The organism is Lapillicoccus jejuensis (assembly GCF_006715055.1).
GTDB lineage: Bacteria > Actinomycetota > Actinomycetes > Actinomycetales > Dermatophilaceae > Lapillicoccus > Lapillicoccus jejuensis.
The window spans coordinates 2,582,407-2,607,402 of record NZ_VFMN01000001.1 but is presented as its reverse complement, the minus strand read 5'-3'; the positions used below and the strand labels follow the sequence as shown (position 1 = coordinate 2,607,402).

The 24,996-nt window shown below is 74.9% G+C and carries 20 protein-coding genes and 1 pseudogene; 8 read left to right on the top strand and 13 right to left on the bottom strand.

The window, feature by feature from the left end; translation table 11 throughout:
- Positions 1 to 11 precede the first annotated feature (11 nt).
- The 3 genes from FB458_RS12295 (at position 12) to FB458_RS12285 (ending at position 9,196) form a co-directional block, all read left to right on the top strand.
- The gene (locus tag FB458_RS12295) at positions 12 to 6,050 is read left to right on the top strand and encodes a DUF3320 domain-containing protein (protein WP_141848747.1); all 6,039 of its coding nucleotides are present in this window, start codon (positions 12 to 14) and stop codon (positions 6,048 to 6,050) included.
- A gap of 303 nt (positions 6,051 to 6,353) precedes the next feature.
- On the top strand, positions 6,354 to 7,823 hold the full coding sequence (locus FB458_RS12290) for a purine-cytosine permease family protein (protein WP_211356023.1): 1,470 nt from the start codon (positions 6,354 to 6,356) through the stop codon (positions 7,821 to 7,823).
- Positions 7,820 to 9,196, top strand: coding sequence for an amidase (locus FB458_RS12285; RefSeq protein ID WP_170185665.1), 1,377 nt, complete (start codon positions 7,820 to 7,822; stop codon positions 9,194 to 9,196). The genes FB458_RS12290 and FB458_RS12285 overlap by 4 nt, the downstream gene beginning before the upstream one ends.
- 169 nt (positions 9,197 to 9,365) lie before the next feature.
- Here the strand turns inward: FB458_RS12285 and FB458_RS12280 are convergent, their stop codons facing one another.
- On the bottom strand, positions 9,366 to 10,037 hold the full coding sequence (locus tag FB458_RS12280; protein WP_141848745.1) for a LuxR C-terminal-related transcriptional regulator: 672 nt from the start codon (positions 10,035 to 10,037) through the stop codon (positions 9,366 to 9,368).
- Positions 10,034 to 11,311: an ATP-binding protein gene (locus FB458_RS12275; protein ID WP_246061190.1), complete on the bottom strand. Its 1,278-nt coding sequence runs from the start codon at positions 11,309 to 11,311 to the stop codon at positions 10,034 to 10,036. The genes FB458_RS12280 and FB458_RS12275 overlap by 4 nt, the downstream gene beginning before the upstream one ends.
- A 124-nt stretch (positions 11,312 to 11,435) precedes the next feature.
- Between FB458_RS12275 and FB458_RS12270 the strand changes: the two genes are divergently transcribed.
- On the top strand, positions 11,436 to 12,815 hold the full coding sequence (locus tag FB458_RS12270) for a PspC domain-containing protein (protein WP_170185664.1): 1,380 nt from the start codon (positions 11,436 to 11,438) through the stop codon (positions 12,813 to 12,815).
- Positions 12,812 to 13,147, top strand: a complete 336-nt coding sequence (locus FB458_RS12265; protein ID WP_141848742.1) for a hypothetical protein — start codon at positions 12,812 to 12,814, stop codon at positions 13,145 to 13,147. The genes FB458_RS12270 and FB458_RS12265 overlap by 4 nt, the downstream gene beginning before the upstream one ends.
- 2 nt (positions 13,148 to 13,149) lie before the next feature.
- On the opposite strand, the gene FB458_RS21355 is transcribed toward FB458_RS12265, so the two are convergent.
- Both FB458_RS21355 and FB458_RS12255 read right to left on the bottom strand, forming a co-directional pair.
- Positions 13,150 to 13,869, bottom strand: a complete 720-nt coding sequence (locus FB458_RS21355; protein WP_211356022.1) for an NUDIX hydrolase — start codon at positions 13,867 to 13,869, stop codon at positions 13,150 to 13,152.
- Positions 13,866 to 14,990, bottom strand: coding sequence for a glycosyltransferase (locus FB458_RS12255; protein ID WP_141848740.1), 1,125 nt, complete (start codon positions 14,988 to 14,990; stop codon positions 13,866 to 13,868). Before FB458_RS12255 ends, FB458_RS21355 begins: the two co-directional genes overlap by 4 nt.
- Before the next feature lie 40 nt (positions 14,991 to 15,030).
- Here FB458_RS12255 and FB458_RS12250 point away from each other — a divergent pair, with 40 nt between their 5' ends.
- Entirely contained in the window at positions 15,031 to 15,843 is an 813-nt protein-coding gene (locus FB458_RS12250; protein WP_141848739.1) for a PIG-L deacetylase family protein, read from the top strand.
- 73 nt (positions 15,844 to 15,916) lie between these two features.
- Here FB458_RS12250 and FB458_RS12245 read toward each other — a convergent pair whose 3' ends face one another.
- The 5 genes and pseudogenes from FB458_RS12245 to FB458_RS12225 all read right to left on the bottom strand — a co-directional run bounded on the left by FB458_RS12245 (position 15,917) and on the right by FB458_RS12225 (position 19,171).
- Positions 15,917 to 16,681, bottom strand: a complete 765-nt coding sequence (locus FB458_RS12245) for an ABC transporter permease (protein WP_141848738.1) — start codon at positions 16,679 to 16,681, stop codon at positions 15,917 to 15,919.
- Positions 16,678 to 17,484 (bottom strand): ABC transporter ATP-binding protein, encoded by an 807-nt coding sequence (locus FB458_RS12240; protein WP_141848737.1) that lies wholly within the window; start codon positions 17,482 to 17,484, stop codon positions 16,678 to 16,680. The genes FB458_RS12245 and FB458_RS12240 overlap by 4 nt, the downstream gene beginning before the upstream one ends.
- The gene (locus tag FB458_RS12235) at positions 17,481 to 17,822 is read right to left on the bottom strand and encodes a DUF1048 domain-containing protein (RefSeq protein WP_141848736.1); all 342 of its coding nucleotides are present in this window, start codon (positions 17,820 to 17,822) and stop codon (positions 17,481 to 17,483) included. Before FB458_RS12235 ends, FB458_RS12240 begins: the two co-directional genes overlap by 4 nt.
- Before the next feature lie 5 nt (positions 17,823 to 17,827).
- A complete protein-coding gene (locus tag FB458_RS12230; protein WP_141848735.1) occupies positions 17,828 to 18,196 on the bottom strand; it encodes a PadR family transcriptional regulator in 369 nt (122 codons plus the stop codon).
- Positions 18,197 to 18,330: 134 nt separating this feature from the next.
- Positions 18,331 to 19,171, bottom strand: a pseudogene (locus tag FB458_RS12225) (helix-turn-helix transcriptional regulator).
- Positions 19,172 to 19,290: 119 nt separating this feature from the next.
- Here FB458_RS12225 and FB458_RS12220 point away from each other — a divergent pair.
- Positions 19,291 to 20,217 carry an SDR family oxidoreductase gene (locus FB458_RS12220; protein ID WP_141848734.1) on the top strand — a complete coding sequence of 309 codons (927 nt, stop codon included), beginning with the start codon at positions 19,291 to 19,293 and terminating at the stop codon, positions 20,215 to 20,217.
- Positions 20,218 to 20,300: 83 nt separating this feature from the next.
- Here the strand turns inward: FB458_RS12220 and FB458_RS12215 are convergent, their stop codons facing one another.
- On the bottom strand, positions 20,301 to 21,113 hold the full coding sequence (locus tag FB458_RS12215) for a type 1 glutamine amidotransferase (RefSeq protein WP_141848733.1): 813 nt from the start codon (positions 21,111 to 21,113) through the stop codon (positions 20,301 to 20,303).
- A complete protein-coding gene (locus FB458_RS12210) occupies positions 21,110 to 22,414 on the bottom strand; it encodes a Mur ligase family protein (protein WP_246061189.1) in 1,305 nt (434 codons plus the stop codon). Before FB458_RS12210 ends, FB458_RS12215 begins: the two co-directional genes overlap by 4 nt.
- 22 nt (positions 22,415 to 22,436) lie before the next feature.
- On the opposite strand from FB458_RS12210, the gene FB458_RS12205 reads away from it, so the two are divergent.
- On the top strand, positions 22,437 to 22,874 hold the full coding sequence (locus FB458_RS12205; protein WP_141848732.1) for a hypothetical protein: 438 nt from the start codon (positions 22,437 to 22,439) through the stop codon (positions 22,872 to 22,874).
- Here FB458_RS12205 and FB458_RS12200 read toward each other — a convergent pair.
- Together FB458_RS12200 and FB458_RS12195 are read right to left on the bottom strand one after the other, a co-directional pair.
- Positions 22,861 to 23,484: a hypothetical protein gene (locus tag FB458_RS12200; protein WP_141848731.1), complete on the bottom strand. Its 624-nt coding sequence runs from the start codon at positions 23,482 to 23,484 to the stop codon at positions 22,861 to 22,863. The two genes, FB458_RS12205 and FB458_RS12200, sit on opposite strands and share 14 nt — an antisense overlap.
- A gap of 80 nt (positions 23,485 to 23,564) precedes the next feature.
- Positions 23,565 to 24,863, bottom strand: a complete 1,299-nt coding sequence (locus FB458_RS12195; protein WP_141848730.1) for an FG-GAP repeat domain-containing protein — start codon at positions 24,861 to 24,863, stop codon at positions 23,565 to 23,567.
- Positions 24,864 to 24,996 lie beyond the last annotated feature (133 nt).

Here is a 24,996-nt window from a genome sequence, read left to right as displayed (position 1 = left end):
GAGTCAGGCACATGCAGGGGGCAGCAGGGACGCCGGTCGACGCACCGGTCGACGCACCGCTGGTCGAGGTCCTCACCGCGCCGGTCGTCTCCTTCGGCATGGCCCACAGCGGTCTGCCCTTCCTGCACCGCGTGGTCGTCACCCCTCCCGCCGGCACCGACGTCCTCGAGGACGTCGTCGTCACCGCCGCGGTCGTCGACGCTCACGGCACCGTCCTCACCCGGCCGTGGCGCACCCACGTCGACGCCGTCCGCGGCGACGTCCCGCTCGTCGTCGACGAGCCGGCGCTGCGCCTCGACCCCCAGACCATGACCGCGCTCGAGGAGGAGACCGCCGCCGAGGTCGTCGTCTCCGTCACCGCCCGCGACCTGGCCACGGCGACCGGCCACACCCCGGTGCGGGTCCTCGCCGCCCGGCAGTGGACCGTCGACCCCGCCGCGCCCGTCCTCTCGCTCGAGCTGCTCGCCACCTTCGTCCAGCCCAACCACCCCGCCGTGGGGCGCCTCGTCGGCCGCGCGGCCCAGCTGCTCGAGGAGCGCACGCGCTCGGGCTCGCTCGCCGTCACCGAGGCGACCGCCGAGCGGCGCGACGCCGTCGTCGAGGCCGTCGCGGACGCCGTCGTCGACGCCGGGGTGCACTACGCCGAGCCGCCGGCGAGCTGGGGCTACGGGCAGAAGGTCCGCACCCCCGGCGACGTCCTCGACGACCGGATCGGCACCTGCCTCGACACGACCGTCCTGCTCGCCTCGGCCCTGGAGCACATCGGGATCACCCCGGTGCTGTGGGTCGCCCGCGGCCACGCCTTCCTCGGCTGGTGGCGCACCGCGCACCTCGGCCTGCCCGACGCCGCCTCGCTCGAGGTCGCCACCGCCGCCAACGCCGTCGACCTGCGCCGGATGGGCGTCCTCGAGACGACCCTGCTCACCCGGGAGCGCAAGCCCCCGCGCGACCTGTTCCGCCGCGCCACGCAGGCCCCGCGCGACGCGTACTTCACCGGCGGGTCGAGCGACCTGGTCGGCGTCGTCGACGTCGGGATGGCCCGGCTGCTCCGGCTGCTCCCGGTCCCGGCCCGCCAGGTCCGGGCCGACGGCGTCGTCGAGGTGGTCGAGTACATCCCGCCCGACCCGTACGCCGCCCCGCCACCCGCGACGCCGTACGGCGACCCCGACGTCACCACCGCGCCCCGCACCCCACGCGCCGACCGTCCCGCTCCCCCGCCACGCGTGCAGGCCTGGAAGAACGCGCTGCTCGACCTCACCCTGCGCAACCGGCTGCTCAACCTCGACGGCCCGATGACGTCGCTGCCGCTCGTCACCCCGCCCGACGCGCTGGGCACCCTCGCCTCGCTGCTGCAGCAGGGCCGCACCGTCTCGGTCCGCGCCGTCGACGACCTGGCCGGCACGATCGCCGGCGAGGGCCGCAAGGACGCCTACGCCCTGCCCGGCGACGTGCTGCGCGGGATGCTGGCGCTGCGCGCGACGACGTACAGCCGCTTCCCGGGAGACGACCACCGAGCGGCGTTGCAGCGCCTGCGGTTCCGCGCCCGGACCCAGCTGCAGGAGACCGGCGCCAACCCGCTCTACCTCACCCTCGGCCGGCTCGACTGGCGGCTCGGCGACCGCGAGCTGCGCGCGCCGCTCCTGCTGCTCCCCGTCGAGATCAAGGGCGTCGTGCAGCCGCTGCGGATCGCGGCCGACGAGGCCGGCGGCGTCACGCTCAACCACTCGCTGCTGGAGAAGCTGCGGCTGGAGTACGGCTTCACCGTCGACGGGCTGCTCGAGGACGGCGAGCTGCCGACCCGGCCGGGCACCGACGAGGTCGACGTCGACGCGGTCGTCCGCCGGGTGCGCGAGGCCATCGCCGCGGCCGACCTGCCGTTCCGGGTCGAGGAGGACGCCGTCCTCGGCATCATCGCGTTCACCGGCTACCTGCTCTGGCGCGACCTCGACGAGCACTGGGAGACCTTCCTCGAGCGGCCGCTGGTCAGGCACCTCGCCCTCACCCCGGCCGACTCGTACTCCGGCGGGCAGCCGCCCGACCTCGGCGGCGCGTTGCTCGACGAGGTCGTCGCCGTCTCCCCCGTGCCGACCGACGGAGCGCAGGCCGAGGCCGTCGCCGCGGCGGCCGCCGGCGGCACGTTCGTCCTCGAGGGCCCGCCCGGCACCGGCAAGAGCCAGACCATCACGGCCATCCTCGCCGACCAGCTGCGGCTCGGACGCCGCGTGCTCTTCGTCGCCGAGAAGGGCGCGGCGCTCGACGTCGTCCGTCGCCGGCTCGGCGAGGTCGGGCTGCTGCCCTTCGCGCTCGACCTGCACGACGAGAGCGCCCGGCCGGCCGAGGTGCGGGCGCGGCTGCGCTCGGCCCTCGCCCAGGTCGCTCGCCCGGACGAGGACGGCTACCGGGTCGCCGCGGGCGAGGTCGCCGGTACGACGTCGACGCTGGCCGACTACGCCCGGCGGCTGCACGAGCCGAACGCCACCGGCGTCGGCCTCTACGCAGCGCACCAGCAGCGGCTCGCGCGCGGCGTCGGTCCGGTCCTCACCGTCCCGGAGTCCGCCGTCACCGGTCCGCTCGACACCGACGCCGTACGGCGTGCCGTGGTCGCCGCCGTGCCCCTCCTCGACGCCGCCCGCGGCACCGCCGCGTGGGCGGTGGCGAGCCGGGTGCCGGCGGCGACCGAGCTGGCCGACGCGCTGACCGCGACGGACCCTGCGGTGGAGCGGGCGGTCGCCGCGGTGTCGTCGCTCGGTCCCGGATCCCGTTGCGCGGCAGCGCTGCTGGCGGCGCGCTCGCCTTTGGTGCTGAGTTCGGTGACGTGGCTGCTGTCCGACCGGGCCGTCCCGGCGGGCGTCGTCGAGGAGTCCCGGACCGAGCGCTGGCGCGCCGCGCGGGACGAGCTGCTCGCCCGCACGGAGCACGCCCGGACGGCCTTCGCCGGCATCGACGGCATCGGCCCCGGCGTGGCGTCGGTGGACCTCGCCCCGGTGCGGCAGGCGGTGCGCGAGGCGGCGTCGTCGTTCTTCCTCGGCCGCAAGCGGCGGCTGCTCGCCGCGGCCGCGCCGGTGCTCGAGCACGCGAGCCCCGGGACGGAGGTCGACGCGAAGCGGCTGCCCGAGCTCGTCGAGACCCTGGCCGGCGTCGTCGAGCAGGCGCGCTCGGTCGTCGCCGGTTGGCGCGCCCTGCCCGGCGGCTCCGCCCTCCCGGCCGACACCAACGTCCTCACCGACGAGGGTCTCGCGCGGGTGCACGCGGGGCTCGCCGACGTCGAGCGCGACCGGGGGCTCGTCGACGCGCTACCCGCGGACGTCGCGCCGCTCGCGGCGACGGCCCGGGCGACCGACCCGCCGCTGCCCGGACCGGTCGCCGAGGCGGTCGACGCCGCCGCAGGGGCCCTGGAGCGCACGCTGCGGCTGCTGGCCGCGGTCGACGACGACGTCGAGGCCTTCGCCCGCCGCGACGGCCTGCTCACCGCGTGGGCGGCGACCGCGCCCGAGCGAGCGGCGGACGCCCCGCGATGGGCCGGACTCACCCGCCGCGTCGCGGCGGCCGAGGCGCTCGCCCCGCTGAGCGCCTCCCTGCCGGACGCGCGGCGGGAGCTGCTCGACGGCGCCGTACCGGCCGAGGACGCCGTCGCCGCGCTCGACCGGGGTCTCGCCGCGGCCGGCGAGCAGGAGCGGTGGGTCGCCGGCGGGTTCGACGGCTTCGACGCCGAGCGGCACGACCGGTCGGTGGCCCGCTTCGTCGCCGGGGCGGACGCGCTGCGTCGCAGCCTGACGACCGCGCTGCCCGCCAAGCTCGTCGAGGCGCGGCCGTTCCGCCCGGGCGCGTTCTTCGGCAAGGTCGGCCAGCTCGAGCGCGAGATCGGCCGCACCCGGGGCGGGCTGTCGGTCCGGCGGCTCGTCGAGCGGTACGGCGACGTCATCCAGGCCATCACGCCGTGCGTCCTCGTCAGCCCGGACTCGTTGGCGCGGTTCGTCCCGCCGGGGTCGATGCACTTCGACCTCGTCGTCTTCGACGAGGCCTCGCAGATCACGGTGGCCGACGCCGTGGGCGCCCTCGGCCGTGCCGACGCGGCCGTCATCGCGGGTGACAGCAAGCAGATGCCGCCGTCGGCCTTCGCGCAGCTGGCGAGGGCCGACGTCGACGAGGTCCAGGAGGAGCTCGAGGTCGTCCCCGACGAGGAGAGCATCCTCGGCGAGGCGGTCCACGCCGGCGTCGGGCGGCTCTGGCTGTCGTGGCACTACCGCAGCCAGGACGAGTCGCTCATCGCCTTCTCCAACCTCGCCTACTACGAGGACCGGCTCTCCAGCTTCCCCGCGCACCCGGCGCAGTCGGGTGACACCGGCATCTCCTTCCACCGCGTGCCCGGCCGGTTCCTGCGCTCGCGCCGGCGCGGTGCCGGCCCCCAGGACTTGCCCGGTGGGCTGCTGCGCACCAACCCGGTCGAGGCGTCCGCCGTGGTCGAGGAGGTCCTGCGGCGGTGGCGGGCCCGCGAGCGCTCGATCGGCGTCGTCACCTTCAACCTCCAGCAGCGCCAGCTCATCGAGCAGATGCTGTGGGACAGCGGCGTCGAGGGGGTGGCCGAGTCGCTGGCGGCCAAGCAGGACGGCCTGTTCGTCAAGAACCTCGAGAACGTCCAGGGCGACGAGCGCGACGTCGTCCTCTTCTCGACCGGCTTCTCCGCGAACGACGACGGCGTCCTGCCGCTGAACTTCGGCCCGCTCAACCGCTCCGGCGGCGAGCGGCGGCTCAACGTCGCCGTCACCCGCGCCCGCCGGCGGGTCATGGTCTTCTCCTCGTTCGACCCCGAGGACCTGCGGGTCGAGCAGACCGGGTCGGTCGGCATCCGCGACCTGCGCCGCTACCTCGAGGTCGCGAAGTACGGCGTCGCGCAGGGCCTCGGGCCGACCGTGGCCCGTCTCGACACCCCGGTCGCGGCAGCGCGGTCGGGCGTCGACCGGCACCGCGACGAGATCGCGACAGCGCTGCGGGCGACCGGGCTCGAGGTGCGCACCGCCGTCGGGCTGTCCGACTTCCAGGTCGACGTCACCGCGGGCCTGCCCGGCCGCGCCCCGTCGCTGGCCGTCCTGCTCGACTCGGCGGTGTGGGCGGCGCGGCGCACGGTCGGCGACCGCGACGCGCTGCCCGTCACCGTGCTCCAGCAGGTGATGGGCTGGCCGGACGTCGCGCGGGTCTGGCTGCCGTCGTGGCTCGCCGACCCGGACGGCGTCGTCGCCGAGCTGGTGGCCCGTGCGCGGGCGGCGGCCGAGCGGCCGGTCGTGTCCGGGGAACGGATCGTGACGCTCGCCGGCGGTCCGGTCGAGCGGGGGCCGCAGGACGCCCCGGTCGAGGACGACCCGCCGCAGGACGCGGTCGTGGCCGACGAGCTGCCGCCCCAGGACACGCTGTTCGGGGACGAGGCCCTGCTCGGCGCGCCGCCGGCACCACCGCCCGCAGCGGAGGCGGACCCGCTCGGCCTCGACGGTGACGCCGGCGGCGTCGCCGAGCCGTTCACGCCGTACGTGCCCCCGTCCATCCGTCCGCGCGCGGCGCTCGACGGGCTGACGACGCCGAGGCGGACGGCCGCGGTGGCGGTGGTGATCCGCGAGGTCGTCGAGGCCGAGGGGCCGGTGAGCCGTTCCCGGCTGGGCCGGCTCGTCGCCGGCGCCCACGGGCTCACCCGGGTCACCGCCGACCGGCAGTCCCGGCTCGACGCGGTGGTCCCCGGCGACCTGCGGCGCGACGCCGAAGGGTTCGTGTGGCCCCCCGAGCGGGACCCGCTGCGCTGGGAGGGCTACCGCACCTGGGACGGCCCGCCCCGCGAGCGACCGCTCGACGACGTCGCGGTGCGCGAGCTCGCCAACGCCCTCGTCGACGTCGTGCTCCGTTCCATGGGCATCGGCGAGGACGAGCTGCTGCGCGAGACGGCGCGGCTGTTCGGCGTCGGGCGGGTGACGGCTCCGGTGCGGGAGCGGCTCGGGGCGGCGCTGCAGGACGCCGTACGGGATGGTCGGCTCGCCGTCCGCGGCGGCGTCGTCAGCCTGACGTGACGACACTCCTGGGCCGGGTCATCCCAAGTCGCCGACATCGGCCCACGGCCCCGACGCTCGGCGGGCTCTGACCACCTGAGTCGCCTGTACCCGGATCCGGTCCGTGAGCCAAGGGTAGGGGTCGGTGATCTCGGCACGTCGGGCCCCGAGGTTTCCCCGCCTACGACCACGCGGAGGGCACGGGCATCGCGGCCGCGCACGTCGCATGCGAACTCCTGTCGCTGATGTCACCGGCTCCTGGGAAGAGGCTGGGAACGCCGCCGGGGTCTTCTCGCCGCCTGCGCACGGGTCTAGGTTCCCGTCATGACGGACCTGACCGACGCCCCCGCAGCCGGGCGCATCTCCGGGCTCGAGACCCGCTCAATCGACTACGTCCCGCTCGACGAGCGCCACGGCAAGGTCTGGCACCTCGGGCCGCTGTGGTTCATGTCCAACGCCCAGATCGCCACGCTCGCGGTCGGCCTGGTGAGCATCACCACCGGCGGAGACCTCTTCTGGTCCGTCGTGTCGATCGTCCTCGGCACCCTGGTCGGCACGCTGTTCATGGCCTTCCACTCCGCGCAGGGCCCGCAGCTCGGCCTGCCGCAGATGATCCAGTCGCGGCCGCAGTTCGGCTACCTCGGGGCGTTGCTCGTGTGGCTGTTCGCCTACCTGCAGTACGCCGGCTTCAACGTCTTCAACAGCATCCTCGCCGCCCAGTCGCTCAGCAGCACGGTCAAGGGCAGCGACCAGCTGTGGATCGTCGTCGTCACCGCCCTGGCCTTCCTGCTCGCCCTCGTGGGCTACGACCTCATCCACCAGGCCGAGCAGTGGCTGACCTACGCGATGCTCGTCGTCTTCGGTCTTTTCACGGTCACCCTCTTCCTGCTCAGCTACCCGGCCGGCACCTTCTCCCCCGGCACCTTCCACGCGACCCCGTTCTTCGCGCAGTTCGGCGTCGTCGCGGGCTACCAGATCAGCTGGGCCATCTACGTCTCCGACTACTCGCGCTACATGAGCCCCGACGTGCCCGTCCGCTCGACGTTCAACTGGACGTACTGGGGGTCGGCCATCGGCGGTGCCTGGATGATGGTCGTCGGGTCGGTCCTCGCCGCCTGGGTCACCGCCGACAAGTTCTCGGGAACCGGCATCGCGGAGATGAAGGCGGCCGGCGACCACCTCTTCGGAGGCTTCGGCTCGGTCGTCCTCGTCCTCGCCGCGCTCGGGCTCATCTCGGTGATGGCCCTCAACATGTACGGCGGGTCGCTCACCCTCATCAGCGCGCTCGACTCGTTCAAGCGGGTGCGTCCGACGCTGACCATCCGCACGGTCACTGTCGCGCTCACCGCGGTGCTGTCGGTGGTCGGCGCCCTCGCCGCGTCGGAGAACTTCCTCGGCAGCTTCGTCGAGTTCCTCGACCTCATCCTCTACCTCTTCATCCCGTGGACGGCGGTCAACCTCGTCGACTTCTACGTCGTCCGCCGGGGCCACTACGCGATCAGCGAGATCTTCCGACCCGACGGCATCTACGGCCGCTGGGGGTGGCGCGGGATCGTCTCCTACCTCGTGGGCTTCGCCGCGATGCTGCCGTTCATGAGCGTCGTTAACCTCTACACCGGGTTCATCGCGAAGGCGATGGGCGACGTCGACCTGTCGTTCTTCGTCGGCCTTCCGGTGGCCGGCGTCGCCTACTGGCTGCTGTCGCGCAGCCTCGACCTCGAGGCCGAGCGCCGCCTCGCCGAGGTCGAGGACGTGCACCTGCAGGACGCCGCGCACGCGCACGTCGAGCCGTGACCGACGCCCCGTACGGCGACGCCTGGGGCACCGCCGAGGCGGTGCGCCGCGGGGAGGTGACCGCGGTCGCCCTCGCCGAGGCCGCGCTTGAGCGGGCCGCGGCCGACCCCCACGGCGCCGTCACCCTCGTCACCCGTGACCGGGCGCTGGCGACCGCGCGGGAGGTCGACGAGGGTCGGCTGGCCGGGCCGCTCGCCGGCGTCCCGGTGAGCATCAAGGACCACGTCTGGGTGGAGGGTCTGCCGGCGACCAACGGCAGCCGCGCCCTCGCCGACTTCGTCGCGCCGCGGTCGGCGGTCTGCGTCGACCGGCTCCTCGACGCCGGCGCCGTCCTCGTCGCGCGGACGAACAACCCCGAGTTCTGCTACCGCGGCACGACCGACAACGAGCTGTACGGCGTCACCCGCAACCCCCGCGACCCCACCCGGACCGCGGGCGGCAGCAGCGGTGGGGCGGCCGCGTCGGTCGCGTCCGGCATCGTGCCGCTGGCGGTCGGCACCGACGGCGGCGGCTCGATCCGCATCCCGTCGGCCTTCTGCGGGGTGCCCGGCCTCAAGCCGTCGTACGGCGTCGTGCCCAAGGTCCCCGGCTTCCGCGGCTGGCCGACGCTGTCGGTGACCGGGCCCATCGCCGCCTCGGTGCGCGACCTGGCCCTGGCCCTGTCGGTCATGGCCGGGCCGGCGGGCGACGACTGGCTGAGCGGACCGACCGGCCACCAGGGGTGGCTCGAGGCGGTCACCGACCGCCGCGGCGAGGGGCTGCGGGTCGCCGTCGTCCCCGACCTCGGGGTCGCCGACGTCGACGCCGACGTGCTGGCCGCGGTCGACCGCGCGGCGCAGGCGCTGACCCGGACCGCCGTACGACGCCTCGACGTCGCCCTGCCCACCGCCGACCCGCTGCCGCTGTGGGACGCGGTCGCGCTCCCGGAGGGCTGGGCCTCCGAGGGCCCGCTCGTCGAGGCGCACCCGGAGCTCGTCGGCGACGACGCCCGCGCCATCGCCCTCGCGGGGCGCGACGTCGACGCCCGGGCCTACCTCGACGCGCAGGAGGCCCGGGCGTCGTACGCGGCGCGGTGGGCGGCGGTCTTCGACGAGGTCGACCTCGTCGTGGCCGCGGCGATGCCGTGCGAGGCGTTCCCGCTCGGGCAGCAGGCCCCGAGCAGCCTGGCCGGCGTCCCGGTGCGCGACGGCTTCGACACCTGGTGCGCCCTCGCGGTCCCGGCCAACCTCGCCGGTCTGCCGGCCCTCAGCGTCCCCGTCGGGGTCGGCGCGACCGGTCTGCCCGTCGCCGTCCAGGTCATCGGCGCGCGGTGGCGCGACGACCTCGTCCTGCGCGGCGCCGCCCTCCTCGAGGCCGCCCTCCGCGACGCGTGAGGGTGGTGGACTTGACGCAGCGTCGAGCCACTTGACGCGGTGTGCACAGGGCGTCAACCGGCTCGACGCTGCGTCGAGTCCACCCCGAGCCGGGCGACGCGAATCGGATTCGGTCCGCTCGCCTCGGGTCACGACCGGAGCCGAGCGGGCCGAATCCGATTCGCAGGGGTCAGAGCAGGCGGCGGCCCATGGCCCAGGCGGTCAGCTCGTGCCGCGAGGACAGCTGGAGCTTGCGCAGCACCGACGAGACGTGGGTCTCCACGGTCTTCACCGAGATGAAGAGCTCCTTGGCGACCTCCTTGTACTGGTAGCCGCGGGCGATGAGGCGCATGACCTCGCGCTCGCGCGCCGACAGCCGGTCGAGCTCCTCGTCGACCTCGGCGATCTCACCCGCCGCCGCGCCGAACGCGTCGAGGACGAACCCCGCGAGCCGGGGGCTGAAGACCGCGTCGCCCTCGGACACCCGCCGGATCGCGGTCATGAGGTCGGTGCCGGAGATCGTCTTCGTCACGTAGCCGCGCGCCCCGGCGCGGATGACCGCGATGACGTCCTCGGCCGAGTCCGACACCGACAGGGCGAGGAACCGGACCGGCTGCTTCGCCTCCGTCTCGACGAACTTGCTCGCGCTGATGACGTCGACGCCGCCGTTGCCGTTGCCGCCGGGCAGGTGCACGTCGAGCAGGACGACGTCGGGCCGGGTGGCCTTGATGACCTTGACGGCCTCGTCGACGTCGGGGGCCTCGCCGACGACCTCGGTCACCTCCGGGTCGAGCTCGGTCTTGACGCCGGAGCGGAACATCCGGTGGTCGTCGACGAGCACGAGGCGGATCGGGGTGGTCATCGGGAGGTCCCTTCGGGGTCGGGGGTGGTGGTGGGAGGCAGCGTGAGCTCGACCTCGGTGCCGGACTCGAGCCGCCGGATCCTCGCGTGGCCGCCGTGCCGGGACATCCGGCCGAGGATCGACTCGCGCACGCCGAGCCGGTCCTCGCCGACCTCGTCGAGGTCGAAGCCGGCGCCGTGGTCGCGCACGAAGCACTCGACGCCCATCGGGCCGACCTCGACGTACGTCGACACCGGCGGGGCGCCGTGCCGCACGGCGTTGAGCATCGCCTCGCGGGCGGCCTTGACGAGGGCCTCGCCACCGGCGTCCATCGGCCGGTCGCCGGTGACGACGAGCTCGACGGGCACCCCGTGCGCGTCCTCGACCTCGTGCGCGGCGGCCTCGACCGCGGAGGCGAGGGTCTCGCCCGGGGTGGCGCGGTCGGCGTACAGCCAGGCCCGCAGCTCGCGCTCCTGCGAGCGCGCGAGCCGCACGACGGTCGCCGGGTCCTCGGCGCGGCGCTGGATGAGCGCGAGGGTCTGCAGGACCGAGTCGTGCAGGTGCGCGGCGATGTCGGCGCGCTCGGTCGCGCGGATCCGCTCGGTCTGCTCGCGCTGCAGGCCCTGCCACAGCTGCAGCACCCACGGCGCCCCGACGACGGCGACGCCGAGCAGGACCGCGAGGGCGGCGACGGCGTTCGTGCTCGCCGACGCGAGGGACTGCCCCTGCGTGAAGAGCGCGACGACGCCGACGGTCACCAGCGCGAGACCGACCACGGGCCGCGCGACGGTGAGCACCTTGCCCCGCTTGCTGCGCTGGCCCCACCGCACCCGCCCGGCCGCACCGAGGCTCTCGTCGAGCTGCGACCAGGCGAGGAACGCGCCGGCCGCGACGACGACGACGGGGACGACCAGGCCGAGGTGCTGGGCCGCGGCGGCGGCCGGGCCGCCCCAGCCGAGCCCGACGAGCAGGACGAGCAGACCCGCGACGACGAGCACCTGGCCGCGCCGCAGGGGACGCCGTACGGCGCCCTCCACCGACGCCGGCCCGCCCGGCGCCGTCGTGTCGGCGCGGGTGAAGAGCCACAGGAACGCGTAGACCGGCAGCCCCGGCCCGGCGACCACCGCGACGGCCATGACGACCCGCACGAGCGCGGTCTCGATGCCGAGGTGCGCCGCGATCCCCCCGCAGACGCCGGCGACCCAGCGGTCCTGCGACGCCCGGTAGAGCCGCGGCGCCGGGGTCGCCGACGGCTCCGCGACGGGCGCGGGAGCGGTCGGCGGGGTCGAGGTCACGTCCCCATCCTGACCCATCACCGGCCCCTGCGGACCCCCGCGACGCCGACCCCGGGGTGCGCTCAGGGGCGGCTGGGGGTCGACCCTCATGGAACCAGCGCCGCCCGGGCCGCAGGATGGAGCCATGACGACGACCCCGCCCACCCCGCCGTCGGGGACCCCCGGCCCCGCCGGGCCCGGCGGCCCGGGTGGTGCCGGCGGTTCGACCGTCGGCGACCGGCTGTGGGCGTGGCTGCGCCGGCTCGGCATCCAGCGCCGCCGCGGCTGGGTCGCCGGCGTGTGCGGCGGGATCGCCGAGCGCTTCGGCGTCGACCCCCTGCTGGTGCGGGCGGGCTTCGCGATCCTCCTCGTCGTCGGCGGCTTCGGGTTCCCGCTCTACCTCGTCGGCTGGCTGCTGCTGCCCGACAAGGACGGCGACATCGCCGCCGAGGAGGCGGTCAAGCGCGGCCACAAGGGCGCCATCGTGCTGCTCGTCGTCACCGTCCTGTCGGTGCTCAGCTCGCTCTCGGGGCGGTGGTGGGTCTGGCTGGTGCTCGTCCCCGCCGCGCTCGTCGGGGGCTGGGTGCTGCACGCCCGCCGCTCCGGCAAGTCCGGCGAGGAGATCGGCCGCGAGGCCTCGGAGCTCGCCACCCGCATCGGCGACGACGTCAGCCGCTGGGCCGGCTCGCTCGGCTCGCGACGCGGCGCCGACCCCGCGTCGGGCGGCACCCCCGCGACGCCGTACGGCGACCCGACGTCGCCCACCGCAACCCCCGCGTACGGCGCCCCGGTGGGCGCCCCGCAGACGGTCACGCCGTACGGCGCGCCGTACGGCGCGCCGTACGGGATGGGACCCGGCCGCACCGGCGTGCCCGCGGCCGCCGTCGCCCCGACCCGCGTCGTCCAGCGGCGCCGCCGCCGTGGCGGTCTCCTCGCGCTGCTGCTCGCGATCGGCCTCGCCGCCGTCGGCTGGGCCGTCGGGCTGCAGGTGGCGCAGCTGCCCGCGGCCGCGGGCACGCCGACGCCGGAGCTCGTCGCCGCGGCGTGCGCGCTCGGCGGCGTCGGGCTCGCGCTGGTCGTCATCGGCCTCGTCGGCCGACGCGCGGGCTTCACGGGGTTCCTCGCGACGGTCGCGACGGTCGGGGTGGTCGTCATGACGCTCTCGCCGGTGCCGACGTTCTGGCGCGACGGGATGGGTGACCGCATGCTCGTCGCGGGCAGCATGACCTCCCCCTCGGCCCGTTGGGGCGTGGGCGACACGACCCTCGACCTCACCGGCGCGACGGACGGGCAGACGTACAACGTGCAGCAGGCCGCCGGCCAGGTCACCGTGCTCGTGCCCTCCGGCACGTCGGCGAACGTGCGGACCGCCCTCAAGGCCGGTGACCTCAAGATCGGTGATCAGCAGGTCGAGCACGACGGGGCCGGCCTCACCGACGATCGGACCTTCGGCAGCGGCTCCACCAGCGTGTCCGTCGTGGTCGACCTCGGAGTCGGCGACGTCGTCGTGAAGGAGAAGCCGTGAGCACCACCCCCGGATCGCCCGAGCCCGGCTACCCCCAGGACGCGCCGCTGCCCCCGACGCCGTCCGTCCCCACCCCGGCCCACCCCCCGGCCCACCCCCCGGTGCCGACGCCGGCCGTCGAGTACCGCGACCCGCCCGGTGGACCGAACTGGAGCCTCGTGCTCTCCGGGCTGCTCGTGCTCGCCGTGGCGGGCCTGCTCCTCGCGCACCTGCTGGCCGGGGTCGACCTCGGCTGGGCCCGCAGCCACGCGCCGCTCGTCCTCATCGCCGTCGGCGGGACCTTCGCGGTCGTCGGGCTGCTGGGGATGGTCGGGCGCCGCCCGTCCCACTGACCTCAGCCGATCGAGAGCCCCCGCTCGGTGAGCAGCCGCGGGAGCTCCCGTCCCCAGCTGCCGACCACCGGCACCCGGGACAGCTCACCCAGCGGCACCCAGCGCGACTCGGCGGTCGTGCCGCCGACGTCGTGGACGACGGGGTCGCTCGGGTCGATCCCGTCGGCCCAGTAGGCGACCCGCACGGCGTGGAAGTCCTCGAGCCGCCCGTTCGGGGCCCTGCCCACCCAGTGGCTGCTCGTCACCGTCGCGAGGCCGGTGACCTCGACGCGCTGGCCGCTCTCCTCCCAGACCTCGCGGTGGACGGCGTCCTCGGGCAGCTCGCCGGGGTCGACGCCGCCGCCGACGAGGCCCCACTCGCCCTCGGCGTTGGTCGAGCCGGCGAACCTCGACAGCAGCACGCCGCGCTCGCTGAGGACGACGGCGTAGGCCGCGAGGCGCTGGTACGGCGCCGCCTCCTCCCCCGGCGCGACGACGAGCCCCGGGTCGCGGGGCACCGGCGGCGGGGTGGGCGGGTCGCCGGCCAGTGGCGCGACGTCGTACGCGATCGTCACCTCGTGCGGGTCGCGGGAGCCGCGGACTTCGCTGGGGCGCAACGGTTCCCAGCCGCGGGAGCGCAGCCCGGCCTCGGGCAGCTCGCCGTGGGCGAGCCGGAAGCGGACGACCTCCTCGGCGCGGGCGACGCCGACGACGGTGAGCACCGGCTGGGCGACGCGGCTCACCGGCGGGCTCCGGCGATGGCCCGGGCGTACTCGCGCTCGGCGGCCTCGACGACGTGCGACCAGCCCTGGGCCGGCGGGTGCTCGAGGTTGTGCCGCCGCATCCGCGCGCGCAGCGCGGGGTCGGCGGCGAGCCGGGCCAGCGCCGCCGCGAGGTCGTCGTCACCCGCGGTGAGATAGCCGTTGACCCCGTCGGTGACGAACTCGCCGATGCCCGAGCCCTGCCGGCCGACGACGGGCAGGCCGACGGTGCGCGCCTCGAGCGCGGCGATGCCGAACGACTCGAGCTCTCCCGGGGAGACGTAGACGTCGGCGGCGGCGTAGCGGGCGGGCAGCTCGGCGCGCGGGACGCGTCCGGGCAGGTGCACCCAGCCGGTCATGCCGTGCTCGGCGAGGTAGCGCTCGACCTGCCCGCGGTCCGGTCCCTCCCCGAGGATGTCGACCTCTACTCGGACGGCGGGGTCGAGCAGGTCGCGCATCCGGCGCAGGAGTCGGACGAAGGGCAGCGGGCGCTTGCGGCGGGCCAAGCGCATCGCGGTGACGATGCGGACGACGCCGTCGGCGCGCGGGGCCGGGGCCGGGCTCCACGCGGCGACGTCGATCCCGTTGGGCAGCACCGCGACCGGGCCGGCGTCGCCGACGACCTCGCGCAGCGGCTGCGCCGCGACGTCGGAGACCGCGCTCATCGCCATCCCGCCGGCGGCCCAGCGGCGTACGACGCCGAGCCCGCGCACGACCGGCGTGGTGCGGTCGAGCATGCAGTGCCACGTCATCGCCGTCGGCAGCCCGAGCCGGGTGGTGAGGAACGCGGCGTCGACCGCGAAGGGCGAGACGACCCCCATGTGGACGTGGGCGACGTCGTACGGGCGCAGCTCGTGGCGCATCCGCAGCGGCGCGAGGGGGTTGACCGGCAGGTCGGCGGGGAGCCGCAACGCGTGGTGGTGGACGGTGACCCCGTCGACGACGCTCGTCGCGCCGTGCCGCTCGCCGTGCTCGCCGGGGGTGGCGGTGAAGACCTCGACGTGGTGGCCGCGGTCCCTCAGGTGGCCGGCGAGGTCGTGGACCTGCACCTCGATGCCCCCGAGCCGCGGCAGGTAGCAGTCCGAGAGGAGGGCGACCTTCACGCGAGCCAGCCTCTCACGGGCGGTACGGCAGGATGGGCGGGTGCCCCACACGCTGCTGGCCTTCCACGCCCACCCGGACGACGAGGCGCTGCTGACGTCGGGGACGCTCGCCCGCGCGGTCGCCGAGGGGCACCGCGTCGTCATCGCCGTCGCGACCGACGGCGAGCTGGGGCTGACGTCGACCGACTTCGCCGAGGACCTCGGGCACCGGCGGCTCGACGAGCTGCACGCCAGCGCGCGGGCGCTCGGGGTGCACCGGGTCGAGTGGCTGGGCTGGGCCGACAGCGGGATGGGCCCGGAGACGCTGCCCGACCCGCCGGACCGGCGGCGGTTCCTCGCGGTCCCCGTCGAGGAGGCCGCGCAGACGCTCGCCGAGCTGCTGCGCGAGGAGGACGTCGACGTCCTGCTGACCTACGACCGCCACGGCGGGTACGGGCACCGCGACCACGTGCGCGTCCACGAGGTCGGGGCGCGGGCGGCCGAGCTCGCGGGAACGCCCAAGGTGCTGCAGGCGACGGTGCCGCGCGACGAGCTGCTGCGCGGGATCCGGTTGGCGGGCAAGGTCTACCGGTTCCCGCCGGAGTTCGACCCGACGTCGTTCGAGCGGGCCTACAGCCCGCGGTCGGAGATCACCCACCGCATCTCCGTGCGCCGGTACGCCGCCGCCAAGCGCGCCTCGATGCGCGCGCACGCCTCGCAGGCCGCGGTCGACGGTGGCGCGGACCGGACGCTGGCCGCGTTCCTACGCATCCCGCGCCCGCTCTACGACCTCGTCTTCGGCCGGGAGTGGTACGTCGACGCGGCGCGCGACCCGCGCGCCGGCATCGCCCGCGACGTCTTCGACGGCCTCTGACGCGACACGAATCGGATTCGGCGGGCTCGGCTCGGGTCGTGACCCGAGCCGAGCGGACCGAATCCGATTCGGGTCAGCCGGCGGTGACCCGGCGGTAGGTGCGGATCGCGACGACGTACGCGACGACCAGGACCGCGAGGACCCAGGCGAGGGCGACCCCCAGGTCACCACCGACCGGCCGCTGCTCGAGCAGCGACCGGATCGAGTCGACGACCGCGGTGACCGGCTGGTGCTCGGCGAACCACCGCACCGGCCCCGGCATCGACGCCGTCGGCACGAACGCCGAGCTGACGAACGGCAGGAAGATGATCGGGTAGGAGAACGCACTCGCCCCGTCCGGGGTCGAGGCGGTGAGCCCGGGGATGACGGCCACCCAGGTGAGGGCCAGCGTGACGAGCGCGAGGAGGCCGAACACCGCCAGCCACGCGAGCACGCCTGCACCGGAACGGAATCCGATGGCCACCGCGACGAGGACGACGATCCCGACCGAGACGAGGTTCGCGACGAGCGAGGTGAGCACGTGCGCCCACAGCACCGCCGGCCGGGCGATCGGCATCGAGGCGAACCGCTCGGTGATGCCGCTCTTCATGTCGAGGAACAGCCGGAACGCGGTGTACGAGATCCCGGTCGCCACGGTGATGAGCAGGATCCCGGGCAGCAGGTAGTCGACGTAGCGCCCCGGCCCAGCCTGGATCGCCCCACCGAAGACGTAGACGAAGAGCAGCAGGAACGCGACCGGCATGAGCGCCGTCGTGATGAGGGTGTCGACGCTGCGGGTGACGTGGCGCAGCGAGCGGCCGAGCAGGGCGCTCGTGTCGCCGAGGACGTGGACGGTCATGGTTGCTCCTCACGGGGCTCGGTGGACGCGCCGGCGGCGGGTTCGCCGCCGACGAGGGCGAGGAAGACCTCCTCGAGGGTGGGCTGCTTCTCGACGTACTCGACGCGGGCCGGCGGCAGCAGGGCCTTGACCTCCGCGAGGGTGCCCTCGACGAGGATCCGTCCCTCGTGGAGGATCGCCACGCGGTCGGCCAGCTGCTCGGCCTCCTCGAGGTACTGGGTCGTCAGCAGCACGGTGGTGCCGGCCTGCGCGAGGCGCCGTACGGCGTCCCACACCTCGCGGCGCGCCTGCGGGTCCAGCCCGGTCGTCGGCTCGTCGAGGACGACGACGGCCGGCTGCCCGACCAGGCTCATCGCCAGGTCCAGCCGGCGGCGCATGCCGCCCGAGTAGCCCCCGGCCCGTCGGCCACCCGCGTCGGTGAGCGAGAAGCGCTCGAGCAGCTCGTCCGCGACGGCCCCGGGATCGGCGAGGTGGCGCAGCCGAGCCACGAGGACGAGGTTCTCGCGGCCGGTGAGGATGTCGTCGACCGCGGCGAACTGGCCGGTGAGGCTGATCGCCTCGCGCACCCGGCCCGGCTCGGCGACGACGTCCGCCCCGGCCACGGTGGCCGTGCCCGCGTCGGGCCGCAGCAGCGTCGCGAGGATGCGCACGAGGGTCGTCTTGCCCGCGCCGTTGGAGCCGAGCAGGGCGGTGATGGTGCCGGGTCGGACGTCGAGGTCGACGCCGCGCAGGACGACGAGGTCGCCGTACGCCTTCTGCACGCCGGCGACGCGGACCGCCGCGTCGGTGAGGGTGGGGGTCATGACGGGCTCCTGTCGGTGGTGGCACGGTCGATGGCCGTGGTGAGTCGGGTGCGCTCGCGGGTGACCCACGAGCCGTCGGGATAGCCGCGCAGGAACTCGTCGGCGAAGTCGACGGGGTCCTCGCCGACGACCGCGCGGACCGGCGTCCCGTCGGCGGCCGCCTGCTCGAGCAGGTCGACGAGGTCGTCGCACAGGCGCAGGACGTTCGGCCCGTCACCGGGCCCGAACATCATGAAGTAGCGCTCGAGGGCGTCGGCGGTCTCGCGGTAGGGGGCGGGCAGGGCCGCCGTACGACGCTTGTAGGCGCGCCAGCGGCGCTTGTCCTGGATCCAGCCCATGGCTGTCACCTGCTTCCCTGGTCGGTGGTAAAGGCGGTCGTCGTGCTGGTGTCGACGCGACGCAGGAGCTCGAGGCGCTCGGCGAGCGAGTCCCAGGCGCGCCACTGCTCGGTCCGCGCGGTCTGCCCGGTGGCGTTGAGCGAGAACACCTTCCGCGGCGGCCCCTTCTCGGAGGGGACCTTCTCGACGTCCACCAGCCCACGCTGCTCGATGCGCAGCAGCAGCGCGTAGACGGTGCCCTCGGCGAGGTCGGCGAAGCCGGCGTCGCGCAGCCGCGCGGTGATCTCGTACCCGTGTGCCGGCTCCCGGGCGAGGACCTCGAGGACGATGGCCTCGAGCACCCCCTTGAGCAGCTCGGTCTCCTGCTTGCCCATCGGCCCGCCTCCGTACTCGGTGTCACTGAATACCGGTAGACAGTAACGCTGAGTACCGGTACTTGGCAACACTGAATACCGCCGACGCTCGAGGATGCCCGGTGGCCGGGGTGCGGCAGCGAGCGGCCGACGCCCTACCCGGGCGGGGTGGCGAGCACCGACAGCAGCAAGAGCCGGTCGTGGCTCTCGCTGCCGGGGACGGCGGTGTAGACGAGCAGCATGTGCGAGACGTCGGGGTCGAGCAGGACCTGGCAGCTCAGCTCGAGCGGGCCGACCTCGGGGTGGAGGAAGCGCTTGACCTCCCGCGGACGCACGTCCACCTCGTGCGCGTCCCACAACCGGCGGAACTCCTCGTTCGACGTGGGCAGCAGGTCGGCCAGGTACGCCGCCCTCGAGTCGGGACCGCGCAACGCCACCACCCCGCGCAACCCCGACACGTACATGCGGGAGTAGAACGCGTGGTCCTCCACCGGGGTCAGGGCCCGGGCCGCGTCGTCGGTGAACCAGCGGTACCCGATGCTGCGCGCCGGCCCCTCCCGACGGGTGGCGTCACCGTTGAGCGCGGCGCCCAACGCGTTCTGCTGCAACGTCTCCCCGAGCTCGTTGACGATCTCCGCCGGGGTGTCGGACAGCCGGTCGAAGACGCGGAGCATCCCCGGCCCGACGTGGTCGGTGCCGCTGCCCCTGGCCGGCGCCGGGTGGCCGGCGAGCAGGTGCAGGTGGTCGCGCTCGGCGCGGCTCAGGTGCAGCCCCTGCGCGATGGACGCCACCATCTGCTCCGACGGCTGCGGGCCGCGCTGCCGCTCGATGCGCGCGTAGTAGTCGACCGACATGTGGCACAGCGCGGCGACCTCCTCGCGGCGCAGCCCGTCGGTCCGTCGGCGGCTGCCCCCGGGGGAGGCCGACGTCCTCTGGCTGCAGGGCCTCGCGGCGGGTGCGCAGGAAGTGCGCCAGGCCCTCGCGGTCGAACGTCATGCAGCCATCCTCCCCCGGCCCCGCTCTCGCGAGCCACGGATCGTCAGGCCGTGGCTATCGACCGCGTCAGGCGCCAGCATCAAGGAGTCCGACCCGACACGACGCCCAGGAGCCTCACCATGGACCGCCACCCGCACCTCGACCTGCCCGACCTGCACGGCCGGCGTGCTCTTGTCACCGGCGCCAGCGACGGGATCGGGCTGCACATCGCGACACGGCTCGCCGCCGCCGGGGCGCAGCTCGTGCTGCCCGTCCGGAACGCCGCCAAGGGCGCCGCGGCGCTCGAGCGGCTGCGCGCGGAGGTGCCCGGGGCCCGGGTCGAGCTGGAGACGCTCGACCTGTCGTCGCTGGGCTCCGTCGCCACCCTGGCCGACCGGCTCCTCGACCGGGAGGAGCCGCTCCACCTCCTCGTCGCCAACGCCGGGGTGATGACGCCGCCGGCGCGGACGACGACCGAAGACGGCTTCGAGCTGCAGCTCGGCACCAACCACCTCGGGCACGTCGCCCTCGTCGGGCGGCTGATGCCGCTGCTGGTCGCCGGTCGCGCCCGGGTGGTGACGCAGTCCAGCGTCGCGGCCCGCCGGGCCACGATCGCCTGGGACGACCTGCAGTCCGAGCGGTCGTACGACGCCATGCGCGCCTACGCCCAGTCCAAGCTCGCCATCGGGCTGTTCGGCCTCGAGCTGGAGCGGCGCAGCGCGGCGGCCGGGTGGGGCGTCACGGCGACGGTGGCCCACCCCGGCGTGGCGCCGACCAGCCTGCTCGCGGCCCGTCCCGAGGTGGGCCGCGCGCGGGACACCCTCAGCGTGCGGGCCATCCGGGTCATGTCGCGCATCGGCCTCACCGGCACCCCGGAGTCGGCCGCCCTCCCCGCGCTGCTCGCGGCCACCGCCCCGTCCGGCGGCGGGTTCCACGGCCCACAGGGTCCGGGGTCGGTCGGCGGCCGGCCGGGCGAGCTGCCGCTCTGGCGCCCACTGGCCTCCGCGCAGGACGCCGCGCGGATGTGGGACCTCTCCCACGAGCTCGTCGGCGTCCGCGTCGGCTGACGGACCAGCCCCGCGAATCGGATTCGGTGGCCTCGGCTGGGGTCGTGACCCGAGCCGAGCGGGCCGAATCCGATTCGAGTGGGTCAGGAGGCCTTGGCCGTCTTGAGCAGGCGGGCGATCTGGCGGGTGCGGGCCTCGTCGGCGAGGGTGTCGTCGAGCTCGCCCGGCTCGAAGGGGCGCCCGGTCGCGTGCTCGGCGGCGGCCGCGATGAGGGCGTCGGCGAGTGGCGGGTTGGCCGGGAGCGCCGGCCCGTGCAGGTAGCAGCCGACGACGTTGTCCGTCCGGGCGCCCTCGGTGCCGTCGGAGCCGTTGTTGCCGTTGCCGGCGAGAACCCGCCCGAGCGGCGCCTGCCCGGGAGCGAGGACGGTTGACCCGGAATGGTTCTCGAAGCCGACGACCTGGCCCCACTCGGTGTCGACGACGAGGCCGCCGATCATCCGCTTGGCGTTGCCGCGGGTCGTCACGTCGAGGATGCCGAGCCCCGGCAGCTCCTGGCCCTCGACGGTGATGAAGGCGTTGCCGAAGAGCTGGTACATCCCGCAGATCATGAGCATCGGGACGCCGTCGGTGGCGAGCCCGCGCAGCCGGTCGGCGATCGCGGCGAGGTCCTCCTCGACGCGCCCCTGCCCGGAGTCCTGGCCGCCGCCGCCCATGAAGAGGTGCGGCTCGTCGGGCAGGGTCGAACCCGGGTGGTGGTCCCAGACGCGGACGTCGTACCCATGACGCCGGATCCGCCCGGCGAGGCACCGGACGTTGCCGAGGTCGCCGTAGATCGACATCTCGCGCGGGTAGAGGTGGACGAGGTTGACCAGGCCCTTGCTCGCGCCGACCGCGGGGCCGCTGGCGTCGGCCGCGCTCGGCTCGTTGCTCGAGTGGCTGCTGCTCTGACCGCTCACGCGCTCGCCTCCTCACCGAAGTTCGCCAACCCGTAGCGCGCCGCGAGGAGCCGCCGCAGCCGCATCATCGCGGTGTACGTGCAGAAGATCCGGCGCGGCTCGTCGGGGTGCTCGGCGAGCAGGCGGTCGAGGGCGCGCTCGAGGTCGAGCTCGACGCCGCCGACGGGCACGTCGTCGTACGACAGCCGCAGCGCCATGTCGTAGCCGCGGATGCCGGAGGTCAGCGCGACCCCCTTCTCGCGCAACGACTCGAAGCTCACGTCGTAGAGCCAGGACACGTCCTGCCCGTCGGCGTAGTCGTCGTTGATGGCCACCATGGTGGCGACCGGCTCGGCGCCGTACGTGCCCAGCGCGACGGTGAACCCGGCGGGGTTCTTGACCAGGACGAGCTCGAGCGGCTGCCCGCCGGCGTCGATGACCTCGCCGCGACCGAAGGGCGGGGTCACCGCCTGCAGCGCGGTGAGCGCCGTCCGCGCGGAGAACGCGGACCCAAGGACCATCCGCGCCATCGTCGTCGCCGCGGTCGCGTTGATCATCGCGGCGAGCCCGCGCTGCTTGAGCTCGAGCGGGCCGACCTCGTCGCCGCCGAAGTGGACGGAGAAGGAGCGGGCGTCGTGCGGGTGCAGCAGGCCGTCGTCCGCGCCGGCGTCGGGCACGGCGAGCTCGTCGGAGAACCGCGCGTCGGCCTCGTGCAGCGGGGGCAGGTCGTCGGCGACGACCGGGTCGATGCCGAACCAGCGCACGGCGACCCCCTCCCCCAGCGACCCGTCGATGCGGGCGACGAACGAGTCGTCGCGGTTGAGGACGACGCCGTCGCGCGTCTGCTCGGCCAGCGACGCGAGCAGCTTGGCCGTCGTGTCGATCTCGGCGAAGCGGTCGAGCTGGTCGCGAGCGACGTTGAGCAGCAACGCGTGCGTCGGGGTGACGACCTTGGCGAACTGCAGCGCGTGCCACTCGTCGAGCTCGAGGACGGCGACGTCGGCGTCGAGCCGGCCGGACAGCGGGATCTCGCCGAGCATCGAGGAGATGACGCCGCGGGTGAAGTTCGACCCGGTCGGGTTGGTGAAGACCCTGCGGCCGTGGGCGGCGACGATCGCGGCGAGCATCTTCGTCGTCGTGGTCTTGCCGTTGGTGCCCGAGACGACGACGACCCCGCCCGGGACGCGGCCGAGCGCGTGGGTGAGGAACGCCGGGTCGACCCGCTCGGCGACGAGGCCCGGCATCGCCGACCCCCCGCCGCGCAGCCGCGCGGCGACGCGCGCGGCCTTCCCCGCGATGACGGCAGCGGTCGTCCTCAGCACGGACCCAGCCTAGAGTGACGCCGTGACCCAGCCGCCCACACCGCCGCCGTACGGCGCGCCGTACGGCCAGGGCCAGCCGTTCCCGCCGCCCGGGCACCTCGTCGTGCACCTGCAGGGGTCGTGGCTGATCAGCTTCGTCACCCCGACGCTCTTCCTCGACGGGCAGCGGGTGCCGGCCAAGTACGGCGAGAACCACTTCCCGGTCGCGCCCGGCCGACACGTCGTCGCGGGCCAGGCCGAGTACATGCTCACCTACGGGCGGGCCCACCTCGAGGCCGACCTGGCCCCGGACCAGCGGGTCGACGTCTGGTACGCCGCCCCGTGGCACCAGTTCGCCAAGCAGGGCTCGATCGGCTTCGAGAAGCAGAAGCACCGGGGCGCGTGGCTGATCTGGAGCCTGTTCGCCCTCCTGGCCCTCGTCGTCGTGCTCGTCGTCGTCGCCGGGCTCAGCTCGTCCTGAGCGGACGCCCGGTCGGACCGAGGCCCTGAGCGGACCCGTGCCGCCGCGCGAGAGCCGACCACACCAGGACGCCGAGCGACCCGAGCACGAGGAGCCCGAGCACCCCCACGACGACGACGGCGGTGATCCGGGTGCGCGGAGGCAGGATCTCCTCGAGGACGGCGAGGGCGATCGTCAGGACGAGCGTGCCTGCGCAGAGGGCTGTCCACCGGCCGGTCAGCGCCACGAGCGCCCGCCCGACGGGGCGTCTCCGGTCGTCGAGGCGGCGGCCCACCCCGAGGTCGCGCGCCGTGCCGACGATGTCCCGCAGGTCACCGCTGGCGACGAGGTCCCGCCGCGGCCCGGGCGACCCGAGGCGGCTGCGGGTGAGGGGGACGAGGACCGCCATCAGGCCGGCGGTGGTCACCAGGGTGAGCAGGACGGCGTACCAGGGGGTCGAGCCGTCCGGGGTGGTCCAGCGACCCGGGATGCCGTAGTGGGCGACCAGGGTCCCCACCATGAGGACCGCGAAGATCGTGCCGGTGACGATCACCGAGCGTCGCTCCGCCCGCCGGACGAGCTCCTGCTGCGCGGGCGTCAGCGGCCCCCGGTCCATCCCTGTCGAGCTCATGCGACACCCCCGTCGTCCCCATGAAGGCTAGTCCCGACGTCGCCGGCCCGCCCGCCCGTACGACGCCCCGCCCCGACGGGTCACGGGGTGAGCGGCTGGCCCTCGACGGCGACGTACGCCCCCGCCCGGGCCGGCGACAGCAGCCGCCCGACGCTCGACAGGTCGGTGACGGGCCGGGACCGCAGAGCCGTCCCGGCGTCCGCCGTGACCAGGTCGCCGACGCCGTCCCCGGTGAGGTCGCCCACGGAGGTGACGACGGGAGACCGGCGGACTGAGAACCCGTGGTCGGCGACGACGGTGCCGGTCGACGAGAAGCCGTCGTCCGTCCCCGCGAACTGGGTGAGCGTCCCGGTCGTCCGGTCGCGCACCCACAGGTCGGGCCGGCCGTCGCCGTCGACGTCCCCGGGCGCGACGAGGTCGGACCGGGTGAGGTCGACGCCGTCGAGCGGGAGCGGCACACCGCTGCCGATCCGGATCCCGACGGGGTAGAGGTACGCCTTCCCGCCCTCGATCGTGACGAGCGCGGTCGTCGCCGTCCCCGTGCCCGTCGTGACCATCGAGGTCAGGCCGCCGAAGTCCTTCGGGAAGTCGGCGGGGCACGTCGCCGCCCCGCAGAACGGGTGCACCACCAGAGCCGGGGCGGCGAGGTCGCCGATCCCGTCGTTGCGCCACTGCAGCAGGGTCGTCGAACCGGGCCGGTGGGTGAGGACCTGGTCGACGTCGCTGAGGCCGGTGGTGACCCGCGCGAGGACCGTGCCGCGCCAGTCGACGGAGTCCGATGGCCCCGCCACGGCGATGCCGCGCCCCACGCGCCCGCTCCCCGTGCCCGGCAGCACCTCGAGCTCGCCCGCCGCGTCCGTCACGAGCAGGTCCGGCACACCGTCGCCGGTGAGGTCGCCCTTGACCTGCGGGGTGGGGTTGGTGGGGACGAAGAAGGAGTACGAGGTCGGCTGGGACTCGTAGCCGGCCCGGTCGATCGCCCGCACGGCCAGCATGTGGTTGCCGAAGGACGGCGGCGTCACGGTCACGGTCACCGTCGCGGACGCCGCTCCGTGGAGGAACTGGGTCCCCGAGGTGCGCGAGTCCCGCGTCGGGCTCCCGGTGGCGAACTGACCGTCGAGCACCCACTGGACGTTCGCGAGACCCGAACCCTCGTCGTGCACCGTGAGGCTCAGCCGACCGGCCTGGGCCGCGTGGTGGGTCGGCGTGCTCCCGCTGGGCGGGAAGTCCGTCGACGTCACCGAGTCGACGACCGGAGCCGTCGTGTCCGACGGCGGCGCGGCGGAGGCGGTGGAGGCGACCCCCAGCCCGACGAGCGCGGCGACACCGACCCCCACGAGCAGCGGGCGCGCGGACGGGACGTTGGTACGACGTGACACGGTCCACCCCTGGTGCGGCCGACCGGCCGCGGACGCCACCGACCCCTGCTGCCGATGTCCTGGCGGGGAACGTAGCGGACCGGGACGTCCTCGCGACGTGGACCCAGCAACTTCCCAGGAACCGTCAGCGACG